Below are 22,778 nucleotides of genomic sequence, written 5' to 3'. Positions count from 1 at the left end.
ACATCGAGACGGTGAGAAGCGATCGTCGATTCCTCGGCAACCGCGGGCCGTGATTTATATGTGAAAGAACAGCCAGAGAATTCAATGAACGGAGCGCAAGACGGTCGTTATCGACAGGGGCCAATCGCAAGTGGTACGCGTGCTATCAGTCCGATCATTGGCACTGCTCTCCTGATCACACTCACCGTCTGTCTGGCAGCCGTCGTCGCAGTCGGCGCAGGGGTGTGGTCGCTTGAGCCAACCAGCCCAACCGCGACGTTCGAACTCTCGGCTGACGGCGACCGCGCTGCGATCGTGATCGAACACCTCGCAGGAGATGACCTCGACGTCGAGACACTGTCGGTGACGATTGCAATCAACGGCACGGAGCTGACCGCACAACCGCCGATTCCGTTCGTCGGCGCGCGCGGGTTCGATGGCGCGCCCGACGGCCCGTTCAATGCGAAAAGCGATTCGACGTGGACAGCAGGGGAGCGTGCCGGCGTTTCGATCGCTGAGACGAACAGTCCGACGCTTGCAGCAGGCGATTCGGTCACCGTCACGCTCGCCGTCGACGATCGACAGGTGGCAACACTCGAGACGACAGCGAGCTAAGCGCCGCTATTCCGGCGCGCGGCCGATCGTCGTGATCGCGACGTCGGGGTCGTACGACGGGCCCATGAAGGCGTGTTTGACGTCCTCGAAGCCGGCGGTCTTGAACATCCGATCGGCTTCGTACTCGTCGTAGAAGAGCATAATCGAGTCGGCTAGCAGTTGGCTGACGACGTTGTCGGGGTAGTTCGGGCCGACGACGAGTACCTGTCCGCCGGGTTTGAGGACGCGGCGGAACTCCCGGAGCGCGAGGATCGGGTTCGGCCAATACTCGATCGAGCCCGACGACCAAACGACGTCGAACGTGTCCGTCGCGAACGGGAGTCGTTCGGCGTCACCCCGATGGAAGTGCACCGGCGGGGCGCGTTTGCCGAACTTCTCGTAGGCCTGTTCGAGCTGGTGTTCGCTCTGGTCGAGCGCGTAGACCTCGTCGACGTGCTCGAGCAGTCCCTCGGTCGCGAAGCCGGTCCCACAGCCGACGTCGAGGACGGTCATTCCCTCCTCGAACTCGAGCAGGGAGAGGGCCTCGTTGCGCATCTCCTCGGTCCAGATGAAGGGGTTCACCTGATCGTAGACCCGCGAGAGGTACTTATAAAACAGTCGGGCACGGGCCTTGTTCTCGAGAAGTCCCATTAGTGATGGATTTCGATCCGATCGACATATGTCTGCTGTTCCCGGCGCTATGAGATGCACCTAACAAGCTATTACTGGATGTTCGAGAACGACAGCCACTGAGTCACTTTCGCAACTACCATATACACGCTCTGGCAAACGTCTGATTGCTTAGAGTATGCCGAGGCCAGAGGTTCTCGAACGAATTAAGTCGGCCGAAGACGAGGCCGACGAGATCGTCGCATTGGCAGAAAACGACCGCGACGAGCGAATAGCCGAGGCCCGGAAACGTGCCGAGGAAATTCGCACAGAAGCGGAACAGGAGGCGCAGGAGATAAAAGAGCGCCGCCTGGAGGAGGCTCGCGAAGAGATCGATGCGGAATGCGAGCAGGTCCTCGAAGAAGGCGAACAGGAGCGCGAGGCACTCGCCGAGCGCGCCCGAGACCGGGTCGACGAAGTGACCGACCACGTCGTCGAACTGTTCCAGGAGGACGTCCATGCTCAGACCTGAACGGATGAGCAAGGTCTCGGTGACCGGTTCCCGGGGCGTTATGCCCACGGTCATCGAGACGATCCACGGACTGAACCTGGTGCATCTCTCGGACTACGACGGCTCGTGGGAGGGCTTCGACAACGGCAATCCCATCGCCGGCGCCGACGAGGCGTCCGAGAAGTTGGTGACCGTCCGCGCCCTCGAGAGCACCCTGGAGCTGTCGGCCGACGAGGCCGAACCGGGGCGCATCGACGAGGACTGGGAAGCGCGACTCGAGGAGATCCGCACGCGGGTCAACGAACTCGACGATCGCCGCGGCGAGATCACCAACGAACTGCGGCAGGTCGACGAGAAGATCAACCGCGTCGCGCCCTTCGCGGAACTGGGCATCGACCTCGACTTGCTGTCGGGGTACGAGACGGTCGACGTACTCGTCGTCGAAGGTGACGTCGACGCGATCGAGGATGCCGTCGCCGCCGCCGACGAGATTCGGGCTTTCGAGACGTTCACCGGTGGCGACGTCGTGGCGATCGTCGCCGCACCCACCGACGACGCCGACGAGGCGCCGATCGACGACGCGCTGGTCGGTGTCGACGTCACCCGACACGAGGTGCCCGAGACCGAACAGAGCCCCGAGGCGTACGTCGCCGACCTCGAGGACGAAAAGCAGTCCCTCGAGGCCCAGCGTGAAGAACTCGACGCGGAACTCGAGGAGATCAAACAGCAGGAGGCCGACTTCCTCCTGCGTGTCGAAGAGCGACTGACGATCGAGGTCCAGCAGGCGGAAGCGCCGCTGCAGTTCGCGACGACCGATCGAGCGTTCATCGCGGAAGGCTGGATCCCGACCGACGAGTACGATCGACTCGTCGCTGCGTTAGACGACGCCGTCGGCGACAGCGTCGAGATCGAAGAACTCGAGCGGGCCGATTACGACCGCCACGGCGCACACGCCCACACCGAAGACGTCCAGAAGGGCGCGCCCGCGGCGGCCGACGAAGAAGACGAATCACCCGCCGAAGCGGACGACCAGCAGCAGAAGGCGGTTACCGACGGTGGCTCGACGATCACGATGGGCGACGAGCCGCCGACGGTGCAGGACAATCCGGGTCCGGCGAAACCGTTCGAAGTGCTCGTACAGGCAGTCAGCATGCCGAAATACAGTGAGTTCGATCCGACGATCTTCCTGTTCCTGACGTTCCCGTTGTTCTTCGGGTTCATGATCGGTGACGCCGGCTACGGCGTCATCTACATGGCTATCGGGGGCTACATGGTAACCCAGGTCGACAACGACGCGATCTCCAGTCTCGGCGGTGTCGCCGTCTGGGCTGGTCTGTTCACGACCATCTTTGGGTTCGTGTACGGCGAGATCTTCGGCCTGCACGTCCTCGGAGAGATCGTCTGGCACCAGACGCTTGGCATCGACTGGCTCCCGCTGAACAAGGGACTCGAGCCGGCAGCCGCCGACTTCGCGCTTGGCTGGATGGTCATTAGCGTGATGTTCGGGATCCTCCATCTCAACATTGGATACATCCTGGACTTCTTCGAGAACCTCAGCCACGGCTTCAAAGATGCCCTCTTCCACAGTGGATCCTGGCTCCTGATGCTCAACGGAATCTGGGTCTGGATCTTCTCGAAACAGGCAGAGGCCGCGAAGCCGGATTTCCTGTTCGAGACGTTCGCAAGTGGCGGACCGTTCCCGATCGGCTTTGCCGGGTTCCCGGAGTGGGTACTCTTCACCGTCCCAGGTCTCGAGTTCCCGCTGTCGGTCCCGCTGCTGGCGTTCCTGGTCGGACTCGTGATGCTGATCGTCAGCGAACCCGTCGAGGCCGTCGAAGCGCTCGACGTCGTCGTGAACGTCTTCTCGTACACCCGGATGGGCGCAGTGTTGCTCGCGAAGGCCGGCATGGCGTTCGTGGTCAACCTGCTGTTCTTCGGTGCCTACGAGGACCCCGATGGAGAGTTCCACTTCCTTCGAACGCACGAGCCGAGCTACGTCGCCGAACACTACGGCGAGGGTGCCGAGGTCGTCTTCAGCGGCCTCATGCACTCGGGCACCGCAGCCCTGATCGGCGGACTTGTGATTCTCGTACTCGGACACGTGGTCGTGCTAGCACTTGGCGTGACAAGCGCCGGCTTACAGGCCGTTCGTCTCGAGTACGTCGAATTCTTTAACAAGTTTTATGAAGGCGGTGGGGAGAACTACGAACCGTTCGGAACCGATCGAAACCACATTGAGGACTACTAACAATGAGTGGACTTGAACTCGCGGCGGATGTTGCACTGCAAGCAGAACAGGCGGCTGGACCAACCCTCGAAAACGCTGGCGCAGCGGCGATCGCTGTCGGCCTCGCCGCGCTCGCGGCGGGCTACGCCGAGCGTGGTATCGGCGCAGCTGCAGTCGGCGCCATCGCTGAAGACGACGACATGTTCGTTCCAGGCCTGATCATGACCGTCCTCCCAGAGACGCTCGTGATCCTGGCCCTGGTCGTCGTCTTCATCGTGTAAAAGCAACCCCCTTCTTCACCAATGAGTTTGGACACAGTCGTCAAAGACATTCGAGAAGAGGCCAACGCGCGTGCGGAGGACATCCGCGCGGAGGGCGAAACGCGCGCCGAGGAGATCGAATCGGCCGCCGAGTCCGACGCCGAGGAGATCCTCGCGGACGCGGAAACGGCGGTCGAGCGCGAAATCGACCAGCTCCGCGAACAGCGTCTCTCCAGTGCGAAACTGGAGGCGAAACAAAAGCGTCTGGAGGCCCGCCGTGATGTCCTCGGAGAGGTCCGTGAGGCAGTCGAGGACGAACTCGCTGGCCTCGAGGGCGACACTCGCGAGGAACTGACCCGCGAGCTGCTCGAGGCCGCAAGCGTCGAATTCGACGCGGGCGACGACGTCAGCGTCTACGGTCGCAGCGACGACCAGGCACTGCTCGAGTCGATCGTCGACGAGTACGACGGCTACGAGTACGCCGGCGACGTCGACTGTCTCGGCGGCGTCGTCGTCGAGAGCGAGCAGTCCCGCGTCCGAGTCAACAACACGTTCGACTCGGTTCTCGAGGACGTGTGGGAAGACAACCTTCAGGAGATCAGCAACCGACTCTTCGAGCAATGAGCGCAGGAGCCTCGAATCCGGAATACGTGAACGCTCGCGTTCGGTCACGCCGAGCCTCGCTGTTCTCGGACGAAGACTATCGCAAGCTGATCCGGATGGGGCCGAGCGAGATCGCGCGGTTCATGGAGGAGACCGAGTACGAACGCGAGATCAACGAGCTCGGAACGCGCTTTTCCGGCGTCGACCTGATCGAGTACGCGCTCAACCGCAATCTCGCAAAGCACTTCGAGGATCTGATCGATTGGTCGCAGGGACGGCTCTACGACCTCATCGCTCGGTACCTCCGGAAGTTCGACGTCTGGAACCTGAAGACGATCTTCCGCGGGATCTACACCGACACCGCTCCCGAGGAGATCCGCACGGACCTCATCCGTGCCGGCGAACTCGACGACCGGACGGTCGATCGCCTCATCGAGACCGACACGATCGAGGACGCGATCGAAGTGCTCTACGGCACGATGTACTACGAAGCGCTGACCGAGGCCTTCGAGGAGTACGAAGAGACCGGCGCACTCGTCCCCCTCGAGAACGCCTTAGACCGGGAGTTCTACGAGAACTTGCTCGCAGACGTCTCCCGTGGTCCGGGCGCTGAGCCACAGGAGGGCCCGATAGCGAACTACATCGAGTTCCTGCAGGCCGAGATCGACTTCCGGAACGCCCGGAACGCGTTGCGGCTCGCCCGCAGCGGGGCCGACCTCGATCCCGCGGCCTACTACATCGACGGCGGCGTCCTGTTCGACGAGTCCGATCTCAATCGGCTCGTCGGCGACTACGACGCGCTCGTCGATCACATCTCCGAGAACCGCCGCTACGGCGACCGCCTCTCGGAGGCGCTCGATCAGTTGCGCGATGCTGACAGCCTTATCCAGTTCGAGCACGCACTAGACGCTGCGTTGCTCGAGTACTCGGATACGCTCTCGAGCATCTACCCGACCTCGGTCTCGGCCGTGTTGTCGTACATCCTCGCGAAAGAACGCGAGGTCGAGAACATCCGTGCCATCGCACGGGGCCGAGAGGTCGGACTCGACGAAAACGAGATCGAAGAGGAACTGGTGGTGCTATGAGCCAGGAAATCGCAGTCGTCGGCAGCCCGGAGTTTACGACTGGCTTCCGCCTCGCGGGAGTCAGCCGGTTCGAGAACGTGCCGGACGACGAGAAAGACGAACAGCTAGACGACGCCGCGACAGCCGCTCTCGAAGACGAGGGCGTCGGGATCGTCGTCATGCACGACGACGACCTCGAGCACCTGTCGCGTAACGTTCGCCAGGAGGTCGAGACGAGCGTCGAGCCAGTCGTCGTCACGATCGGGAGCGGCACCGGTGGCGGCGGCCTGCGCGAGCAGATCAAACGCGCGATCGGTATCGACCTGATGGAAGAGGACGAAGACAGCTAAACTATGAGCCAGGCAGAAGACATCGAATCCGTCGACGAAGACGGTGTAATCGAAAGCGTGAGCGGTCCTGTCGTGACCGCCGCGGACCTCGACGCCCGGATGAACGACGTCGTCTACGTCGGCGACGAAGGACTGATGGGCGAGGTCATCGAGATCGAAGGGAACCTGACCACGATTCAGGTCTACGAGGAAACATCCGGCGTCGGCCCGGGCGAACCCGTCCAGAACACGGGCGAGCCCCTGAGCGTCGACCTCGGACCCGGCATGCTGGACTCTATCTACGACGGCGTCCAGCGCCCGCTCGACGTCCTCGAGGAGAAGATGGGGACCGCGTTCCTCGACCGTGGGGTCGACGCCCCCGGGATCGACCTCGAGAAGAAGTGGGATTTCACGCCCGAAGTCGAGGAAGGCGACACGGTCGAGCCCGGCGACGTCGTCGGGGTCGTCGAAGAGACCGTCACCATCGACCACAAGGTCATGGTGCCGCCGGACTACGAAGGCGGCGAAGTCACGTCGATCGAGAGCGGCGAGTTCACGGTCGAGGAGGCCGTCGTCGAACTCGACAACGGCGAAGAGATCCAGATGCACCAGGAGTGGCCGGTCCGTGAAGCCCGGCCCGCCGGTGAGAAGGAGACGCCGACCGAGCCCCTCGTGACCGGGCAGCGCATTCAGGACGGCCTGTTCCCGCTCGCGAAGGGTGGGACGGCGGCGATTCCCGGCCCCTTCGGGTCCGGGAAGACCGTCACTCAGCAGCAACTCGCCAAGTGGTCCGACGCGGACATCGTCGTCTACATCGGCTGTGGCGAGCGTGGCAACGAGATGACCGAGGTCATCGAGGACTTCCCGGAACTGCCGGACCCACAGACCGGGAACCCGCTGATGGCCCGGACCTGCCTCATCGCCAACACGTCGAACATGCCCGTCGCAGCCCGTGAATCCTGTATCTACACTGGAATCACGATCGCGGAGTACTACCGTGACATGGGCTACGACGTCGCGCTGATGGCCGACTCCACCTCGCGGTGGGCAGAGGCCATGCGGGAAATCTCGAGCCGACTCGAGGAGATGCCCGGCGAAGAGGGCTACCCCGCATATCTGGCGGCTGCGCTTTCCGAGTTCTACGAGCGCGCCGGCAAGTTCCAGCTGATCAACGGCGGCGAAGGCTCGATTTCGGTCGTCGGTGCGGTCTCGCCACCGGGCGGCGACTTCTCCGAGCCGGTCACCCAGAACACCCTGCGTATCGTCAAGACGTTCTGGGCGCTTGACGCCGACCTCGCGGAACGGCGGCACTTCCCGGCGATCAACTGGAACGAGTCCTACTCGCTGTACAAGGATCAGCTCGACCCGTGGTGGGAATCGAACGTCGAAAGCGACTGGCCCGAGGTTCGTCAGTGGGCCGTCGACGTGCTAGACGAGGAAGACGAACTCCAAGAGATCGTCCAGCTCGTCGGCAAGGACGCGCTGCCGGAAGACCAGCAGCTCACGCTCGAGGTCGCACGATACCTCCGTGAGGCGTGGCTCCAGCAGAACGCACTCCACGACGTCGACACCTACTGCGAACCCGACAAGACCTACCGGATGCTCCAGGCGATCAAGACGTTCAGCGACGAGGCCTTCGAGGCACTCGAGGCTGGCGTCCCGGTCGAGGAGATCCAGGACGTCGATGCCGCGCCGCGGCTCAACCGGATGGGCACGGCCGAAGAGTGGAACGAGTTCATCGACGAGATCGAGAACGACCTCCAAGAACAACTTCGCGCACTGTACTAACAATGAAAGAGTACCAGACTATCACGGAAATCAGCGGTCCGCTGGTGTTCGCCGAGGTCGACGAGCCGGTCGGGTACGACGAAATCGTCGAAATCGAGACCCCACAGGGCGACACCCTTCGCGGACAGGTGCTGGAATCGAGCGAGGGTATCGTCTCGATCCAGGTGTTCGAAGGCACGGGCGGGATCGACCGCAACGCCTCCGTTCGCTTCCTGGGCGAGACGATGAAGATGCCCGTCACCGAGGACCTGCTCGGGCGGGTGCTCGACGGCTCCGGGAACCCGATCGACGGCGGCCCGGAGATCGTCCCCGACAAACGACAGGACATCGTCGGCGAAGCGATCAATCCCTACTCCCGGGAGTACCCCGAGGAGTTCATCCAGACCGGTGTGTCGGCCATCGACGGCATGAACACGCTGGTTCGCGGACAGAAGCTGCCGATCTTCTCCGGCTCGGGGCTGCCCCACAACGAACTCGCACTCCAGATCGCCCGACAGGCAACCGTGCCAGAAGAGGAAGAAGGCGAGGACGGCGACGGCTCCGAATTCGCCGTCATCTTCGGTGCGATGGGGATCACCGCCGAAGAGGCAAACGAGTTCATGGACGACTTCGAGCGCACCGGTGCGCTCGAGCGGTCCGTCGTCTTCATGAACCTCGCGGACGACCCGGCAGTCGAGCGCCAGGTCACGCCGCGACTCGCCCTGACGACGGCCGAGTACCTGGCCTTCGAGAAGGACTACCACGTGCTGGTCATCCTGACGGACATGACCAACTACTGTGAGGCACTGCGCGAGATCGGTGCCGCACGTGAGGAGGTTCCGGGTCGACGTGGCTACCCCGGCTACATGTACACTGACCTGGCACAGCTCTACGAGCGTGCCGGTCGAATCGAGGGCAAGGAAGGGTCGGTCACGCAGATCCCGATCCTGACGATGCCCGGCGACGACGACACCCACCCGATCCCGGACCTGACTGGCTACATTACCGAAGGCCAGATCATGATGGACCGGGACCTGAACAGCCAGGGGATCGAGCCGCCGGTCAACGTCCTGCCGAGCCTCTCGCGGCTGATGGACGACGGGATCGGCGAGGGCCTCACGCGTGAGGACCACGGCGACGTCTCCGACCAGATGTACGCCGCGTACGCGGAAGGTGAGGACCTGCGCGACCTCGTGAATATTGTCGGTCGCGAAGCACTCTCCGAGCGGGACAACAAGTTCCTCGACTTCGCCGACCGCTTCGAGGAAGAGTTCGTCCAGCAGGGGTACGACACCAACCGCTCGATCGACGAAACGCTCGAGCTCGGCTGGGACCTGCTCTCGGACCTGCCGAAGACGGAACTCAACCGGATCGACGAGGAGCTCATCGAAGAGCACTACCGCGAAGACGAGACGGCCGAAGCCGTGCAGGCTGACTGAACGGCCGCTCGCTCCGTTCCGTTCTGTTCTTTCATGTTAGCCGCGAGTTGTATCTCTTCTCTGTGAGTTGCCCCTCGAGTGATCACGACTAATAACTGATTTCTCGCCGAGCGACGCGCGCAGCGATTCGTGTAAGAAACGTGCCTGATCGAAACTATCGTATAGGTCGTTAACAATCTATGGTATGCATGCACAAACCACTGCTCGTTCCGGAGTTCTTAGACCGGGCACGGACGCACTACGGTGACGACGAGGCGGTCGTCGCCACCACGGGGGAGCGGTTCACGTACGACGAACTCGGCGAGCGCGCCGATCGGTTCTCGGCGGCACTGCAGGAACGAGGCATCGAGAAAGGCGACCGCGTGGCGGTGTTGGACCCGAACACACACTATCATCTCGAGGCGGCCTACGGGATCATGCAAACGGGGGCGGTCCACACGCCGCTGAACTATCGGCTGACACCGGACGACTTCGCGTATATCCTGTCGGATGCGGGTGTCGACGCGATCTACGCCGACTACGACTACGCCGACAGGATCGAGGAAATCCGTGACGAGGTGCCGACGGAGACGTTCATCACGAACGATACCGACGCCGTCGACGGTGACTGGGAAGCATTTGATACGGTGCTCGAGGAGGCGGGCACCGACTACGACCGCCCGGAGATGGCCGAAGACGAGATCATCACGATCAACTACACCTCGGGGACGACGGGCGATCCGAAGGGGGTTTGCCGCACCCATCGCTGCGAGACGATCCACGCCTACCTGACGGTCGGCCACCAAGAGCTGACCGACGACGACGTCTACCTGTGGACGCTGCCGATGTTCCACGCGAACGGCTGGGGGCACATCTTCGCAGTGACGGGGATCGGTGCAAAACACGTCTGTACGCGCGGGATCGACGCCGGGGAGATCTTCGAGACCGTCCGCTCGGAGGACGTCTCCTACATGTGTGGTGCGCCGACGGTGCTGAACATGCTCATCGACTACTATGAGGAGAACGACCCCGAGACGATCGGTGACGCGGACGTTCGACTCGCGACCGCCGGCAGCGCACCGCCGGAGGCGACGATCCGGACCGTCGAAGACGAGTTCGGCTGGTACATGAAACACGTCTACGGCGCGACCGAGACCGGACCACTGATCACCACCTCCGACGCTCGCCGGCACTTCGACGACGACAGCGACGACCGGTTCCGGATCAAGAAACGGCAAGGTCTGGCCTATCTCGGCACCGAAATCCGAGTCGTCGACGAGGACGGCAACGATGTTCCACGCGACGACGAGACGCTCGGCGAGGTCGTCGTCCGCGGCAACCAGATCATGGAGAAATACTGGGGCAAGCCCGAGGCGACCGAAGAGGCGTTCTCCGACCGCATCGAGGGCTACTACCACATGGGTGATCTCGCCACCATTGACGAGAACGGGATGATCTCGATTCAGGACCGCAAGAAAGACATAATCATCTCCGGCGGCGAGAACATCTCGAGTATCGAACTCGAAGACACCCTGTTCGACCACCCCGGGGTGTCTGACGTGGCGGTGATTCCGGCCCCCAGCGACGAGTGGGGCGAGACGCCGAAGGCGTTCGTCGTTCCCGCAAGCGGCGATCCGAACGAGCCTGGAGTGACCGAAGCAGAACTCGAGGAGTTTACTCGGGAAAACCTCGCAGGCTACAAGACCGTCCATCGGGTCGAGTTCGTCAAGCAGCTGCCGACAACGGCGACGGGTAAAGTCCAGAAGTACGAACTCCGGCAGGAAGAGTGGGAAGACGAAGAACGAATGGTTGGACAGGGATAACGCGGCCGTCTCGGTTCGACTCCCACCTCTGACCGCCGACGGGACCAGCCGACCGGCATCGGTCATCACACAATTCCCTTACACGGGCGCGAGCACGCGCGGAAACTGTAAACAGTTATCCGACTGGGACTGCTATCCCCCCACAAGATGGCCAACGATGTCAAGCCCACCCGCAAGAACTTGATGGCGATCGAGGATCGCATCGAGCTCTCCGAGCGGGGACACGGCACGCTCGAGAAGAAACGCGACGGGCTCATCATGGAGTTCATGGACATCCTGGACAAAGCCCAGGACGTCCGCGGCGACCTCGCCGACGACTACGAGGAAGCCCAGCAGAAGATCAACATGGCTCGTGCGATGGAGGGTGACGTCGCCGTCCGCGGTGCCGCAGCGGCACTGCAGGAACACCCCGAGATCACGACCGAGTCCAAGAATATCATGGGCGTCGTCGTCCCGCAGATCGAGTCCTCGCGGGTCTCGAAGAGCTTGGATCAGCGCGGCTACGGGATCATGGGCACCTCTGCCCGCATCGACGAGGCCGCCGAGGCCTACGAGGATCTCTTGGAGAGCATCATCCTCGCCGCCGAGGTCGAGACGGCGATGAAGAAGATGCTCCGAGAGATCGAAACCACCAAGCGTCGCGTCAACGCCCTCGAGTTCAAGCTCCTGCCGGAACTCTACGAGAACCAGGAGTACATCGAGCAGAAACTCGAAGAGCAGGAACGCGAGGAGACGTTCCGTCTGAAGAAGATCAAAGAGAAGAAAGAAGCCGAGGAGAAGGAAGAGCGTGAAGCCGAAGCGGCCGAAGCCGAAGCCGAAGCCGAGGCGGCCGACGCAGCGCAAGAGGAACTCGAGGACGTCCAGCCCGATACCGCCGCACAATCCCCCGCGGCCAACCAGTAACGGACTGGGTATCACACCGTCACTCGACCGACCCTCAACCACCGACTTCGATTCCGATGGCCTGTTCCAACTGCGAGACGGCCACGATTTCGTTTTCCGTTCCGGAGGACTACCGCACGGACGCGCCATCGGAAGCCAGCGTCGTTTCGTTCTGTCCGCACTGTCTGACCCTCGAGCCGGCTTCGGATCGGGAACCGGCTGCGAGAAACGAGCCCGATTTTTCACGCGTCAGTGATACGTTTCCGACCCAACCCGAGCGTGCGGTCCCGCTTGCGCTCGCGTTGGGTCTGTGTTCGTCGCTCGCGACGAACCGCACCGCAATCGAACTATTGCTTAGAGAAGTCGAACGAGCCGGCACGGATCCGTTGTTGGTGCTCGACCGGCTGATCGCCGATCCATCGATCGACCCGGCAATCGATCTCGAGCGGCGACGTCACCAGCTCGAGCAACTGCTCTACTAACTTACTTCCCCGTCGGCCGCACGCTATCGCTGACGGCCTGTTTCACCTGCAGGGCGGCACTGGCTGCCAGCCCACGGGCGACCTCGTCGCGTTCGTCGTCGGTGATGACCTCCTCGGCAGCCACGGCGTCCTCGAGGTCAGGCGTGAAGCCGGCGCTGACCGCATGACCGACCGGCGGCCGGACGGCGACGGTGACCTGCGGACCGGTCATGCCGCTCGAGACGTCGGCGTCGACAACGTATTCGTTAGGGAGGAACTCGCGTGTGCGCGCAGCGATCCGCGAGACGTCACGGTGGAGAAGTCGTTTTTGCGCACTCGAGAGATCCGGAACGTCCGCCGCGGCACGCTGCCCAGCCCCAGTCTCGCCCGGTAGCCCTGCGTACGGCGTATTTCCGTTCATGAGAAGTGTGTACCCGTAGCAACGAACTGCCGGGTGAAAAGGGTTCGCCTTCGAACGGTCGAGCGGGTTACAGGATCGGGTCGCTTTCGCCGTACACTGCGAGGACGACTGCGGTCGTGTACCTGCCCGAATCGGCCTGGCTGCTCTCGACGGCGACGCGCGGTTCGGTAAACTCCCAGTCGCGCAGGTCCTGTCCCGCGGCGAGCCCTTCGCGGACCCGGCGTCCGACGTCCTCGCGGTCCATCTCGCCGGACGTCTCGTAGAACAGTCCCGGACCGTCGTCGACGGACTGTGACCACGCGAGCGCGGCGCTCGCGCGGCCGGGACCGGCGGTGGTCGCCCGCGCCTCGACGACGGTCAGGCGCTCGCCAGCGGGGCCGAGATCGGGTGCGGTACCGACAGCTTCGACGTGGGTCTCGGCGGGGATTACCGAGGACACCGAGACGAGGTTGTAGTTCTCGACGCCGGCTTCGGCGAGCGCGGCGTCGTAGGACGACATCGCCGTGGGGCCCGACGCGGTCCCCCAGACGACTCGAATCGTGCTCATATCCGAACTGGGGGCCGAGCGGCGTAAGGCGTTGCGATCCGAGTGGAAGAGACTGGTTGGTGGCGATCGCGCGTCTCCAATCACCACAAAAAGCGTCGAGGGGCAGCCTACTGGTAGAAGTACCCGGCCGACGAGACCACGTCGCTCGAGTCGTCCTCTTCGATCTTCTCCAAGGCGTCGACGAAGTCGGCGTGGGTGACCTCGTCGCGGTCGTTGCGAATGGCAAACATGCCGGCTTCGGTGGCGAGACTCTCGATGTCGGCACCGGAGTAACCATCGGTCTCGGCGGCCAGCTCGGCGAAATCGACGTCGTCGACGACGTTCATGTTGCGGGTATGGATCTCGAGGATCTGTTCACGCCCGGCTTCGTCGGGTTCGGGCACTTCGATGAGGCGGTCGAACCGGCCGGGGCGGAGGATGGCCCGGTCGAGCATGTCGAAGCGATTGGTGGCGGCGATGATGCGGATCTCGCCGCGGGCCTCGAAGCCGTCCATCTCGGAGAGCAGTTGCATCATGGTCCGCTGGACCTCGGCGTCGCCGGAGGTCTTGGACTCCGTTCGACGAGTGGCGATGGCGTCGATCTCGTCGATGAAGATGATGGCGGGTTCGCGTTCGCGGGCCATCTCGAAGAGGTCGCGGACGAGTCGCGAACCCTCGCCGATGAACTTGCGGACGAGTTCCGAGCCGGCCATCTTGATGAAGGTGGCGTCGGTTTCGTGGGCGACGGCTTTGGCGAGCATCGTCTTCCCGGTGCCCGGCGGGCCGTACAGGAGAACGCCGCTCGGTGGATCGATACCGACCTCGGCGAACAGTTCGGGTTCGGCCAGTGGCTGCTCGACGGCCTCGCGGACTTCACGGACCTGTTCGTCGATGCCGCCGATGTCGTCGTAGGTGACTTCGGGCTTTTCGGTGATCTCCATCGACTGGGCGCGCGCGTCAGTCTCGGCGTTCAGGATGGTCTGGATCGCAAAGGAATCGTTGACTGCAACGCGGTCACCGGGCTCGACGCGGTCGACCATCCGCGAGGAGACGTCGGTGAGCACCTCCTGATTGTTGCCGTGTTGCTTGACGATGACCTGCTCGTCGTCGAGGACGTCTTCGACGGTGGCGATGTACAGCGACGAGCTCTTTAACATCTCGTTTTCGCGTTCGATCCGATCGACTTTCCCCTGCAAGCGCTCGCGGCGGTCCTCTGCGTCGTCGAGCTGGGCCGACAGTTGCTCGTTGACGTCGACGAGGTCCTCGTAGTGCCCGCGAAGCGCCTCGAGCCGCTCGTCGTCGGGAAGATCGGAGTCGATATCGCGGTGAGGTCGGTCGGGAATAGACGGGCTTCGAGACATCCTGATATACGCCGATAAGATGTGGACGGTAAATGTGCCTTTGGGTCGCGGAGGCAGGCCAGTGAGATGGGGGTACTGTCGGCCCGGCGAGTGCAAGCGATCGGTCGTGGAACCGACGCCGATCAGTCGAGCAGCGACTCGAACTCGTCCAAGCGCTCGCCGTAGGTCTCGAGCGCGCGGTCGATCGGGTCCGAACTGCTCATGTCGACGCCGGCGATCCGCAGGAGTTCGAGCGGGTACTCGCGGGAGCCCCGTCGGAGGAACTCGAGGTAGTCCTTGGCGGCGGGCTGGCCCCGTTCTAGGACATCGTCGACGATCGCGAGCGCGGCGGAGATGCCGGTCGCGTACTGGTAGACGTAGAAGGCGCGGTAGAAGTGGGGGATGCGCATCCACTCGCGGGCGATTCGGTCGTCGATTGCGGCGGGCTCGTAGTACTCTTCTTTGAGTCCGCGATAGAGGTCGTCTAAGCGGTCGGCGGTCAGCGGTTCGCCGTCTTCCTCGAGACGGTGAGCCTCGTGTTCGAACTCCGCAAACAGCGTCTGGCGATAGAGCGTCGAGCGCACACGTTCGAGGAACTCGTTCAGGACGTGCTTTCGGAACTCGGGATCGTCGACTGTCTCGAGCAAGTGGTTGGTCAACAGGGCCTCGTTGACCGTGCTGGCGACCTCGGCGACGAAAATCTCGTAGCTCGAGTAGACGTAGGGTTGTTCCTCCTTGGTGAGCTCGGAGTGCATCGAGTGGCCGAGTTCGTGGGCCAGGGTGTACATCGAGGCGATGTCCTGCTGGTAGTTCAGCAGAATGAACGGCTGGGTGTCGTAGGTGCCACCCGAGTACGCGCCCGACTGTTTGCCCTCGTTCTCGTAGACGTCGACCCACTGGGAGTCAAGCCCCTCGGCGACGCGGGACTGGTACTCCTCGCCCAGCGGCGCGAGCGCGTCGACGACGTACTCGGCCGCCTGGTCGTACTCGAGGTCCGGGCCTTCGTCACCGGTCAGGGGCATGTAGAGGTCCCACATCTGCAGTTCCTCGACATCCAGCGCCTGCCGTTTGAGGTCGGCATGACGGTGAAGCTTGTCGAGGTTATCGTGGACGGTGTCGACGAGCGTGTCGTAGACGTCGACGGGGACGTTCGGGCCGTCAAGGGCGGCCTCGCGTGCGGTATCGTAGTTGCGCGCCTGTGCGGTCTTGACGTCGGCTTTGACGCTGTTTTTGTAGCTCGCCGCGACCGTGTTCCGGACCAACTCCCACTCGTCGAAGTAGTTCTCGTAGACGCGCTTGCGGAAGTCCCGATCGGGTCGCTTGAGCAGGTTGGTGAAGTTGCTCTGGGTGATCTCGACGGCCTCGCCCTCGGAGTCCTCGACGGTCGGGAACGACATGTCGGCGTTCGAGAGCATGGTGTAGACCTCCCCGGTCGCGCCGGTCACCTCGCTCAGGTCCGCCAGCAGCGCCTCGACTTCCGCCGAGCGCGTGTGCGGTTTCATCCGGAGCACGTCGTCGACGTAGTGGTCGTAGGTCTCCAGCTCGGACTCTTCCTCGATCATCGCATCGAACTCCTCGCGGGTCAGTTCCTGGAGTTCGGGGTCGATAAAGGACGCGGCGGACTGGGCGTCGGCCGCAAGCGACTGTGCGCGCGCAGTCAGCGCCTGATAGTGTTGGTCGGTCGTGTCCTCGTCGCGGCGCATACGGGCGTAGGCCGCGACCGTCGACACCTCGCGCATGATCTCGTCGCGCAACTCGAGGACCGAAAGCAGGGTCTCGGCGTCGGCAGTCGTCTGTCCCTCGTAGGCCTCGAGGTCCGCGACGCGCTCGGCGACGGCCTCGTAGGCGGCCTCCCAGTCGTCGTCGGTCGCGTAGATGCTCTCGAGGTCCCAAGTATATTCCTCGTCGACCTCGGAGCGGTCGGGAACGGAACTCATAGGCCCGGTTTCGGAGTCCCAGGGGTAAAGCGTGTCGGACCCTTTCACGGCGTGTCTCGGCGGCGTTCCCTCGACGGGGCAGACATAACGAGCGCTCGAGCGGTCTCGACCGAGCACCACCTACGTTTCGACGTCGACCGCGGTCCGGACGACGCGGGCGACCCCGAGTATCGCGAGAAACGTCCCGGCGAGCGCGAGCAAGACGAGCAAGACGACCCCGAGGACGGATGCGCCGACCGCGGGATGGGTTCGCAGCGGCGACGTGAGACGGAGTCCAAAAAAGAACACGAGGATGCCTGCAGCGACGCGGATAGACGCGCGCCAGTAGGCACCGTACTCCTCGGGAGACAGTTCCATGCTCCGAGGTGTGTGTTCGGTGGTAAAAAACGCTCGCACGCAGGGCCGATAGACAAGAGGTGGCTCGAGCCAGCTCTCGCTCTCACCGCATTCCATCAGCGACCTGTCCAGCGACCCGCGCTCCCGTCCGCCGATCGATTCGACGGCGGTCGAACACGGCGCGAGCGCTCGCAGCTGCGTCCGCGTCGATCTCGAACGTGAGGTCGGGATAGACGACGTCGGTCAGGACGAGCGGCTCCGGTGGTGCCGGCGCGATCCCCTCGGGACCGGGCAGTGGCTCGGGGTCGAAGACTCGGTCGAGCTTCGCACGGGGCGACTCGCCGGTCCCGATCTCGCGGGCCAGTGAGACGAGTCGCCGGACGAGTTCGCGTGCGAACCCTCCCGCGCTGGCGGTGATGACGAGGTAGTCACCGTCTCGAGCCGCCGACAGCGTCAGCGAGCGCTCGGTGTTGTGGTCGTCCGGCGTCAGATTGTGGACGTCGTGGGTACCCGAAAGGGCCCCACAGGCCGTCCGAAAGCGCTCGTCATCGATGGGCGGCGTGTCGAGACCAGGCGAGTCGTCGGCCGGTGCGTACAGGTGATAGGTGTACTCCCGGCGGCTCGCGTGATGGGTCGCGTGAAACCCGTCGGGCGCGTCGGCGCTCGCCCACGCGCGCACGCCAGCGGGGAGTTCGGCATTGAGCGCCCGCGGCGTGAGCCAGTCGGGGGCCTCGAACGCGATCGTCTGGGCGAGCGCAGAGACGCCCGCGTCGGTGCGGCCGGCGGCAGCGTAGCCGTCGGGCTTGTCGGCGTCGGACTCGAGGACTCCGAGCGCCCGGAGGGCATCGAAAATTGCGTCCTCGACGGTCGGGACGTCGGGCTGGCGCTGGTAGCCGTAGTAGTCCGTGCCGTCGTAGGCGATCCGGAACGCGCGGAGAGGCATATCGTCTCGAGTCGATCCAGCGGGGCCAGCATGTTATACTGTTCGCTGTGAGGCCAGACGAACGCAAGCAATGCGGAGAGAGCGCGAACATCAGCGCGCCGATCTCGAGAGCGATCCGATGACGGCCTTGGTCGACCCCTACAGTTCGTCGTCAGGGTCTGCATCGTCGATCTCGATCTCGGTCCCGGTATCGTCGATGTCGAAGTCGTCAGTCTCGAGCGGCGAACCGTCGGCAGTGACGGCCCCGTCCTGAATCTCGATGGTGACGCCGTCGTCGGCGGGCGATCCCCCCAACAGCTGGCTAGTCGCTGACTCGACTTCCTGATTGATCGACCAGACGAACCGCAGTACCGACTCGAGTTCGGTGCCGGCCTCGCGGACGCCACGCTGATCGACGAGCGTCCCCAGACTCCGTGCACCCTCCGGGTGGAGGTACTGGATCGGGTGGTCCGTCGGGACCTCCCGGAGGTCGACGTTGAACGACCAGAGGTAGGGCAGGACCTGGAGGGCGTAGCCCTGCGGTTTCGGTGCGCGACGGCCGGCGGCGGTCAGCGCGACGCTCTTTGCCGTCGACTCGCCGTCGGTATCGAAGTAGACGCCCGGCACGCCCGGAATGGAGAGTCGCATACTCGAGGGAGAGGGCCAGTCACGGGTGAGTCCACACCCGGCACACCCAACCCCGTTTTATTAGAAGGTATCGGCGAGCTTGTCCCGCCGGTAGAGGTCGAGTTCGGTCACGCTCGAGCCTTCCCGGCTCGCGGCAAAGCGGATCGCCTCGGCGATTTCCCCGGGTTCGGTCGCCTCACCCTCGTCGAAGCGCTCGGCGAAGGGATCGCCGTCGGCGCTTCCGAACTGCGAGCGGACTTCGGAGGGGTTGACGACCGTAACGCCGACGCCGTCGTCACCGACCTGGGCGGCAACGCTCTTGGCGAAGCCCCGGACCCACCACTTCGAGGCCGCGTAGACGGGGTTGAACGGCCGCGGGTACTGGCCGGCGAAACTGCCGACGAAGATCAGGTGCCCACCGCGCTCGCGGACGTGTGGGATCGCCGCCCGCGTCGCGTAGAAGACGCCGTCGACGTTGGTCTCCTGCATCGTCTCGTACTCGTCGGTCGACAGCGACTCGACATCGCTTCCGCGGGCCAGCCCCGCGTTGTTGACCAGTACGTCGATCCCGCCGAACCGATTGACGGTCGCCTCAATGAGCGCGTCGACGTCGTCCTCTTCGCGGACGTCCGTCGGAACGACCAGCGTCTCGACGTCGTGGTCGGCCTCGAGGTCGTCGGCGAGTTCCCGCAGCCGATCCTCGCTCCGTGCCGCGAGGACGACGTTCGCACCCGCCGCTGCGAGTTCGTGGCAGGTCGCCGCGCCGATTCCAGAGCTTGCACCCGTGACGATCGCCGTTTGCTGCTCGAGTGTCTCGGACATCGTGTGACGGATCGGCAGACACCGACCTAAAGACGAGGGTCGCGGAAGCGCGAACGCGACGGAAGCGCGATGGGCGTGCCGGCGATCAGTAGCCCTCGAGCTCGTACAGCTCGCCGTACTTCGACTCGACGTACTCGAGGAAGTGATCGGCGGTCAGTTCCTCGCCGGTCGCTCGCTCGATCAGCGCGGGCGTGATGTAGCGCTTGCCGTGCTGGTGGATGTTCTCGCGGAGCCAGCCGTTGAGGGCGTCGAACTCGCCCTCGCGGATCGCGTCGTCGAACGGGCCGCGATCGGCTTCGGCAGCGGCGTACAACTGCGCCGCGAGCACCGACCCCAGCGAGTACGTCGGGAAGTAGCCGAAGTCGCCGTGAGACCAGTGGATGTCCTGCAGACAGCCCTCCGCGTCCGTTTCGGGGCGCACGCCAAGATACTCCTCGTACTTGTCGTTCCAGACCTGCGGGACCTCTGAAACGTCGAGATCGCCACGGACCAGATCACGTTCGATCTCGAAGCGGATCACGATGTGGAGGTGGTAGGTGAGCTCGTCTGCCTCGACGCGAATGAGGTTGTCATCGTAGACCTGGTTTGCGGCCTCGTAAGCTGCGTCGGGCGTGACGTCCTCGAGCTCAAGGAATCGCTCGCGAGCGACCGGCAGGAAGTGTTCCCAGAAGGGCCGAGAGCGGCCGATGTGGTTCTCCCAGAGCCGGGACTGGGATTCGTGGACCGAGAGGTCGCGGGCTTCGCCAAGCGGTGTTCCATAGCCCTCGTCAGGGAGCCCGAGTGTGTAGTTTGCGTGGCCGAACTCGTGGATCGTCGAGGTGAGCGAGCCCAGCAGGTCTTCCTCGTCGAAGCGGGTCGTCACGCGCGCGTCGAACGTCGTCCCCGAGGAGAACGGATGCGGCGCGGTATCGAGGCGACCGCGGTCCCAGTCGTAGCCAAGCGAATCCAGCACGTCACGCGCGAGCGCCTCCTGATCGTCGTCATCGAACTCGCCCGCGAAGGCATCCGTGGCGAGGTCGGCGTCACTCTCTTGGATCGCGTCGATCAGCGGGACGAGTTCCTCGCGCAGACGCTCCAGGACCCGTTCGGCGGTCTCGAGGTCGATGTAGGGCTCGTAGTCCGCGAAGAGCACGGCGTAGGGATCGGCATCGGGATCGATGTGGTTGGCGTACTCGCGTTTGAGCTCGACCAGTTTCTCGAGGGTCGGTGCGAACTGTTCGAAGTCATCCTCCTCGCGGGCCTGCTTCCACGTGGGGTGGGCGTTCGACGCCGTCGCGGAAATCTCCTCGACGAGTTCCTGTGGGACGCTCGTCTCGCGGTCGTACTGGCGTCGGATCTCGCGGACGACTGCGGCCTGTTCGTCCTCGAGTTCGGCGTCCTCGAGCTCGTCGAGCAGCTGTCCGGTCTCGTCGGCAGTCAGGAGTTCGTGACTGATCGACGACAGCGTCGAGAGTTGCTGGGCTCGAGCCGGCGTCCCCTCGTCGGGCATCACGACCTCTTGGTCCCACCGCAGAATGCCGGCGGCGTTGCCAACGTTCGAAATGCGCTGGACGCGTCGTTCGAACTGCTCGTACGTGTCGGCCTCGCTCGCGTCGCTTCCAGCCTGATCGGTCGCCATAGCCGTATCGTTCGCTCGGAACCGGTATCAACGTCTGGGTTCCGGGTAGCTCGAGTGTACACACGGGGAGTCGCATCCGAGAGGCCGTCTCTCGGTGAGAGTCGGTTAGAACGTGCAAGCAGCGGCCTGTTCCGCCGGGATACGTAGCTATCGGTATGGCAATCGCATCACCACTCGCGTCAGTCATCGTATTCCTCGTGAGCCTGCTGATCGGTGCGCTCGGCATCTACGCCGGCGCACGCGTTATCGTCGGCCGGACGAGTTACGATCACGCTATCGTCACCGCGCTGATCGGCGCGATCGTCTGGGCTATCGTCGGCTTCGCCGTCGGATGGATTCCACTCGTCGGCCCGTTGGTCGCCCTACTGGCCTACGTCGCAGTCATCAACTGGCGGTATCCCGGTGACTGGACCGCAGCGGCAATGATCGGACTCGTCGCCTGGGTCACCGTTCTGATCGCCCTCTACGTGCTCGCCGCGGTCGGCATCACGAGTTTCGGCGCGGTCGGCGTCCCGGGTGCCTGATCGGCTACGCTCCGTCGACGACTCGACGGCGTCATCGCGATGGCGGCCAGGCCTCCGCGACCCGCCGGTAGGTCTCGCGACAGCGCTCGAGGACGGCGATCGAGACGCTCTCGTCGTCGGTGTGCGCCTCGCCGGGTTCGGAGGGGCCACAGATCACACACTCCGTGCCGGCGGCCGAGAGCCAGCCCGCGTCGGTCGCGTGGGGTTTCGTCACGTGTTCGGGCTCGGCCGTCTGTGACGCCGTTGCAGCGTCGAGGACCGCATCGGCAAAGGCCGCGTCCTCGCACTGCATCGGCGGCCAGTCCTGGTCGACGGTCCACTCGATGCCCTCGCGGTCCGCGATCCGCTCGAGAGGGGCGCGCTCGCCCGGCACCGTCCGCTCGTCGATGGTGACCGCACACCGGGCAGGGACGACGTTCCACGCGGACCCACCCTCGATCTCGGTGACGGTGAGGCTGCCCGCGAGGGTCTCGCCCGCCACGTCGACCGACGGGGCCTCGAGTGCCCGAACGCGATCGATCGCATCCGTCGCGCGGTAGATGGCGTTCTCACCGGCGTCGGCCTCGCTGGCGTGAGCGGCGGTTCCGTGGGCGGTGATCGTACTCCCGCGTCGGCCCTTGTGCGCGACGGCGACGTCTGTGACGTCCGATCCCGAGTAGTTCGTCGACCCTTCACCGACGATGGCGTACTCCGGGACGAATCCCTGCTCGATCGCGTGCTGTGCGCCGACGCCGCCGACTTCCTCGCCGACGAAACTCGCGAACACGAGTTCACCGGCTGGGTCGGCATCCCGGAACGCAAGCAAGGCGGCCGCAACCGCACCTTTCATATCCGCCGTCCCCCGGCCGTAGAGTCGGCCGTCGCGTTCCTCGACGGTGTATTCGTCGCCCGCCGCGGCGACCTGCGCGTCGGCCGGCCCGACGACGTCGTGGTGACCCACGAGCGCGAGCGTCTCGTCGCCGCTGCCTTTCCGGGCGAATACGTTTCCAACCTCGTCCCGGCTCACGTCGACGTCGGTCTCGCGGCGCAGCCACGACTCGAGGAACTCGCTGGCTTCAGTCTCGTCGTCGTGGCTGGGAATCGAAACGAGGTCGCGGGTCAACTCGACGAGAGTCATGCAGGGACCATCGCCGGCTGTCGTGTTCAGTTCACCGAAAAAGATGGGGGCTGTTATCTCT

The 22,778-nt window shown here is 64.0% G+C and carries 24 protein-coding genes; 13 read left to right on the top strand and 11 right to left on the bottom strand.

Annotated features, from left to right (window positions below; translation table 11 throughout):
- Positions 1 to 84 precede the first annotated feature (84 nt).
- The gene (locus tag ACFR99_RS06795; RefSeq protein WP_390285644.1) at positions 85 to 594 is read left to right on the top strand and encodes a type IV pilin domain-containing protein; all 510 of its coding nucleotides are present in this window, start codon (positions 85 to 87) and stop codon (positions 592 to 594) included.
- A 6-nt stretch (positions 595 to 600) separates the two neighbouring features.
- Here ACFR99_RS06795 and ACFR99_RS06790 read toward each other — a convergent pair whose 3' ends face one another.
- Entirely contained in the window at positions 601 to 1,224 is a 624-nt protein-coding gene (locus tag ACFR99_RS06790; RefSeq protein WP_390285642.1) for a methyltransferase domain-containing protein, read from the bottom strand.
- 157 nt (positions 1,225 to 1,381) lie between these two features.
- Here ACFR99_RS06790 and ahaH point away from each other — a divergent pair, with 157 nt between their 5' ends.
- The 11 genes from ahaH to ACFR99_RS06735 all read left to right on the top strand — a co-directional run bounded on the left by ahaH (position 1,382) and on the right by ACFR99_RS06735 (position 12,548).
- Positions 1,382 to 1,714, top strand: coding sequence for an ATP synthase archaeal subunit H (gene ahaH, locus ACFR99_RS06785; protein WP_390285640.1), 333 nt, complete (start codon positions 1,382 to 1,384; stop codon positions 1,712 to 1,714).
- Positions 1,701 to 3,941 carry a V-type ATP synthase subunit I gene (locus tag ACFR99_RS06780; RefSeq protein ID WP_390285638.1) on the top strand — a complete coding sequence of 747 codons (2,241 nt, stop codon included), beginning with the start codon at positions 1,701 to 1,703 and terminating at the stop codon, positions 3,939 to 3,941. Before ahaH ends, ACFR99_RS06780 begins: the two co-directional genes overlap by 14 nt.
- 2 nt (positions 3,942 to 3,943) lie before the next feature.
- Positions 3,944 to 4,201: a hypothetical protein gene (locus ACFR99_RS06775; RefSeq protein WP_390285637.1), complete on the top strand. Its 258-nt coding sequence runs from the start codon at positions 3,944 to 3,946 to the stop codon at positions 4,199 to 4,201.
- Positions 4,202 to 4,222: 21 nt separating this feature from the next.
- Complete coding sequence (locus ACFR99_RS06770; RefSeq protein WP_390285635.1) at positions 4,223 to 4,804, top strand: V-type ATP synthase subunit E; 582 nt, start codon at positions 4,223 to 4,225, stop codon at positions 4,802 to 4,804.
- Positions 4,801 to 5,868, top strand: coding sequence for a V-type ATP synthase subunit C (locus ACFR99_RS06765; protein WP_390285633.1), 1,068 nt, complete (start codon positions 4,801 to 4,803; stop codon positions 5,866 to 5,868). Before ACFR99_RS06770 ends, ACFR99_RS06765 begins: the two co-directional genes overlap by 4 nt.
- Entirely contained in the window at positions 5,865 to 6,197 is a 333-nt protein-coding gene (locus tag ACFR99_RS06760) for a V-type ATP synthase subunit F (RefSeq protein WP_092930529.1), read from the top strand. Before ACFR99_RS06765 ends, ACFR99_RS06760 begins: the two co-directional genes overlap by 4 nt.
- A 3-nt stretch (positions 6,198 to 6,200) precedes the next feature.
- Positions 6,201 to 7,964, top strand: a complete 1,764-nt coding sequence (locus tag ACFR99_RS06755; protein ID WP_390285631.1) for an ATP synthase subunit A — start codon at positions 6,201 to 6,203, stop codon at positions 7,962 to 7,964.
- A 2-nt stretch (positions 7,965 to 7,966) separates the two neighbouring features.
- Positions 7,967 to 9,382, top strand: a complete 1,416-nt coding sequence (locus tag ACFR99_RS06750) for an ATP synthase subunit B (RefSeq protein WP_390285629.1) — start codon at positions 7,967 to 7,969, stop codon at positions 9,380 to 9,382.
- Between the two features lie 188 nt (positions 9,383 to 9,570).
- Positions 9,571 to 11,184, top strand: coding sequence for a long-chain-fatty-acid--CoA ligase (locus tag ACFR99_RS06745; protein WP_390285627.1), 1,614 nt, complete (start codon positions 9,571 to 9,573; stop codon positions 11,182 to 11,184).
- A 147-nt stretch (positions 11,185 to 11,331) separates the two neighbouring features.
- Complete coding sequence (locus ACFR99_RS06740; protein WP_390285625.1) at positions 11,332 to 12,087, top strand: V-type ATP synthase subunit D; 756 nt, start codon at positions 11,332 to 11,334, stop codon at positions 12,085 to 12,087.
- Positions 12,088 to 12,143: 56 nt separating this feature from the next.
- Positions 12,144 to 12,548, top strand: a complete 405-nt coding sequence (locus tag ACFR99_RS06735) for a DUF6276 family protein (protein WP_390285624.1) — start codon at positions 12,144 to 12,146, stop codon at positions 12,546 to 12,548.
- Between the two features lies 1 nt (position 12,549).
- Here the strand turns inward: ACFR99_RS06735 and ACFR99_RS06730 are convergent, their stop codons facing one another.
- The 9 genes from ACFR99_RS06730 to ACFR99_RS06690 all read right to left on the bottom strand — a co-directional run bounded on the left by ACFR99_RS06730 (position 12,550) and on the right by ACFR99_RS06690 (position 21,076).
- Positions 12,550 to 12,948: a DUF5811 family protein gene (locus tag ACFR99_RS06730; RefSeq protein WP_390285622.1), complete on the bottom strand. Its 399-nt coding sequence runs from the start codon at positions 12,946 to 12,948 to the stop codon at positions 12,550 to 12,552.
- Positions 12,949 to 13,015: 67 nt separating this feature from the next.
- The gene (locus tag ACFR99_RS06725; protein ID WP_390285620.1) at positions 13,016 to 13,495 is read right to left on the bottom strand and encodes a pyruvoyl-dependent arginine decarboxylase; all 480 of its coding nucleotides are present in this window, start codon (positions 13,493 to 13,495) and stop codon (positions 13,016 to 13,018) included.
- Positions 13,496 to 13,602: 107 nt separating this feature from the next.
- The gene (pan2, locus tag ACFR99_RS06720; protein WP_390285618.1) at positions 13,603 to 14,835 is read right to left on the bottom strand and encodes a proteasome-activating nucleotidase Pan2; all 1,233 of its coding nucleotides are present in this window, start codon (positions 14,833 to 14,835) and stop codon (positions 13,603 to 13,605) included.
- Positions 14,836 to 14,957: 122 nt separating this feature from the next.
- Complete coding sequence (pepF, locus tag ACFR99_RS06715; protein ID WP_390285616.1) at positions 14,958 to 16,751, bottom strand: oligoendopeptidase F; 1,794 nt, start codon at positions 16,749 to 16,751, stop codon at positions 14,958 to 14,960.
- Between the two features lie 120 nt (positions 16,752 to 16,871).
- On the bottom strand, positions 16,872 to 17,108 hold the full coding sequence (locus ACFR99_RS06710; protein WP_390285614.1) for a hypothetical protein: 237 nt from the start codon (positions 17,106 to 17,108) through the stop codon (positions 16,872 to 16,874).
- 82 nt (positions 17,109 to 17,190) lie between these two features.
- A complete protein-coding gene (truA, locus tag ACFR99_RS06705; protein WP_390285612.1) occupies positions 17,191 to 18,030 on the bottom strand; it encodes a tRNA pseudouridine(38-40) synthase TruA in 840 nt (279 codons plus the stop codon).
- 138 nt (positions 18,031 to 18,168) lie between these two features.
- A complete protein-coding gene (locus ACFR99_RS06700; RefSeq protein WP_390285610.1) occupies positions 18,169 to 18,657 on the bottom strand; it encodes a hypothetical protein in 489 nt (162 codons plus the stop codon).
- Between the two features lie 60 nt (positions 18,658 to 18,717).
- On the bottom strand, positions 18,718 to 19,458 hold the full coding sequence (locus ACFR99_RS06695; protein ID WP_390285608.1) for an SDR family oxidoreductase: 741 nt from the start codon (positions 19,456 to 19,458) through the stop codon (positions 18,718 to 18,720).
- An 85-nt stretch (positions 19,459 to 19,543) separates the two neighbouring features.
- Positions 19,544 to 21,076 (bottom strand): carboxypeptidase M32, encoded by a 1,533-nt coding sequence (locus ACFR99_RS06690; protein WP_390285606.1) that lies wholly within the window; start codon positions 21,074 to 21,076, stop codon positions 19,544 to 19,546.
- A 155-nt stretch (positions 21,077 to 21,231) separates the two neighbouring features.
- Between ACFR99_RS06690 and ACFR99_RS06685 the strand changes: the two genes are divergently transcribed.
- Positions 21,232 to 21,600, top strand: coding sequence for a hypothetical protein (locus tag ACFR99_RS06685; protein WP_390285605.1), 369 nt, complete (start codon positions 21,232 to 21,234; stop codon positions 21,598 to 21,600).
- A gap of 31 nt (positions 21,601 to 21,631) precedes the next feature.
- Here ACFR99_RS06685 and ACFR99_RS06680 read toward each other — a convergent pair whose 3' ends face one another.
- Positions 21,632 to 22,717 (bottom strand): M20 family metallopeptidase, encoded by a 1,086-nt coding sequence (locus ACFR99_RS06680; RefSeq protein WP_390285603.1) that lies wholly within the window; start codon positions 22,715 to 22,717, stop codon positions 21,632 to 21,634.
- Positions 22,718 to 22,778 lie beyond the last annotated feature (61 nt).

This window comes from Haloarchaeobius amylolyticus (genome assembly GCF_042678045.1).
GTDB lineage: Archaea > Halobacteriota > Halobacteria > Halobacteriales > Natrialbaceae > Natrinema > Natrinema amylolyticus_A.
This window is presented reverse-complemented; position numbering and strand designations above follow the sequence as displayed.

What these genes read in the sequence shown, in the direction of transcription:
- ACFR99_RS06795 (WP_390285644.1), top strand. Translation starts at nt 85, where the DNA reads ATGAACGGAGCGCAAGACGGTCGTTATCGACAGGGGCCAATCGCAAGT.
- ACFR99_RS06790 (WP_390285642.1), bottom strand. Translation starts at nt 1,224, where the DNA reads ATGGGACTTCTCGAGAACAAGGCCCGTGCCCGACTGTTTTATAAGTAC.
- ahaH (WP_390285640.1), top strand. Translation starts at nt 1,382, where the DNA reads ATGCCGAGGCCAGAGGTTCTCGAACGAATTAAGTCGGCCGAAGACGAG.
- ACFR99_RS06780 (WP_390285638.1), top strand. Translation starts at nt 1,701, where the DNA reads ATGCTCAGACCTGAACGGATGAGCAAGGTCTCGGTGACCGGTTCCCGG.
- ACFR99_RS06775 (WP_390285637.1), top strand. Translation starts at nt 3,944, where the DNA reads ATGAGTGGACTTGAACTCGCGGCGGATGTTGCACTGCAAGCAGAACAG.
- ACFR99_RS06770 (WP_390285635.1), top strand. Translation starts at nt 4,223, where the DNA reads ATGAGTTTGGACACAGTCGTCAAAGACATTCGAGAAGAGGCCAACGCG.
- ACFR99_RS06765 (WP_390285633.1), top strand. Translation starts at nt 4,801, where the DNA reads ATGAGCGCAGGAGCCTCGAATCCGGAATACGTGAACGCTCGCGTTCGG.
- ACFR99_RS06760 (WP_092930529.1), top strand. Translation starts at nt 5,865, where the DNA reads ATGAGCCAGGAAATCGCAGTCGTCGGCAGCCCGGAGTTTACGACTGGC.
- ACFR99_RS06755 (WP_390285631.1), top strand. Translation starts at nt 6,201, where the DNA reads ATGAGCCAGGCAGAAGACATCGAATCCGTCGACGAAGACGGTGTAATC.
- ACFR99_RS06750 (WP_390285629.1), top strand. Translation starts at nt 7,967, where the DNA reads ATGAAAGAGTACCAGACTATCACGGAAATCAGCGGTCCGCTGGTGTTC.
- ACFR99_RS06745 (WP_390285627.1), top strand. Translation starts at nt 9,571, where the DNA reads ATGCACAAACCACTGCTCGTTCCGGAGTTCTTAGACCGGGCACGGACG.
- ACFR99_RS06740 (WP_390285625.1), top strand. Translation starts at nt 11,332, where the DNA reads ATGGCCAACGATGTCAAGCCCACCCGCAAGAACTTGATGGCGATCGAG.
- ACFR99_RS06735 (WP_390285624.1), top strand. Translation starts at nt 12,144, where the DNA reads ATGGCCTGTTCCAACTGCGAGACGGCCACGATTTCGTTTTCCGTTCCG.
- ACFR99_RS06730 (WP_390285622.1), bottom strand. Translation starts at nt 12,948, where the DNA reads ATGAACGGAAATACGCCGTACGCAGGGCTACCGGGCGAGACTGGGGCT.
- ACFR99_RS06725 (WP_390285620.1), bottom strand. Translation starts at nt 13,495, where the DNA reads ATGAGCACGATTCGAGTCGTCTGGGGGACCGCGTCGGGCCCCACGGCG.
- pan2 (WP_390285618.1), bottom strand. Translation starts at nt 14,835, where the DNA reads ATGTCTCGAAGCCCGTCTATTCCCGACCGACCTCACCGCGATATCGAC.
- pepF (WP_390285616.1), bottom strand. Translation starts at nt 16,751, where the DNA reads ATGAGTTCCGTTCCCGACCGCTCCGAGGTCGACGAGGAATATACTTGG.
- ACFR99_RS06710 (WP_390285614.1), bottom strand. Translation starts at nt 17,108, where the DNA reads ATGGAACTGTCTCCCGAGGAGTACGGTGCCTACTGGCGCGCGTCTATC.
- truA (WP_390285612.1), bottom strand. Translation starts at nt 18,030, where the DNA reads ATGCCTCTCCGCGCGTTCCGGATCGCCTACGACGGCACGGACTACTAC.
- ACFR99_RS06700 (WP_390285610.1), bottom strand. Translation starts at nt 18,657, where the DNA reads ATGCGACTCTCCATTCCGGGCGTGCCGGGCGTCTACTTCGATACCGAC.
- ACFR99_RS06695 (WP_390285608.1), bottom strand. Translation starts at nt 19,458, where the DNA reads ATGTCCGAGACACTCGAGCAGCAAACGGCGATCGTCACGGGTGCAAGC.
- ACFR99_RS06690 (WP_390285606.1), bottom strand. Translation starts at nt 21,076, where the DNA reads ATGGCGACCGATCAGGCTGGAAGCGACGCGAGCGAGGCCGACACGTAC.
- ACFR99_RS06685 (WP_390285605.1), top strand. Translation starts at nt 21,232, where the DNA reads ATGGCAATCGCATCACCACTCGCGTCAGTCATCGTATTCCTCGTGAGC.
- ACFR99_RS06680 (WP_390285603.1), bottom strand. Translation starts at nt 22,717, where the DNA reads ATGACTCTCGTCGAGTTGACCCGCGACCTCGTTTCGATTCCCAGCCAC.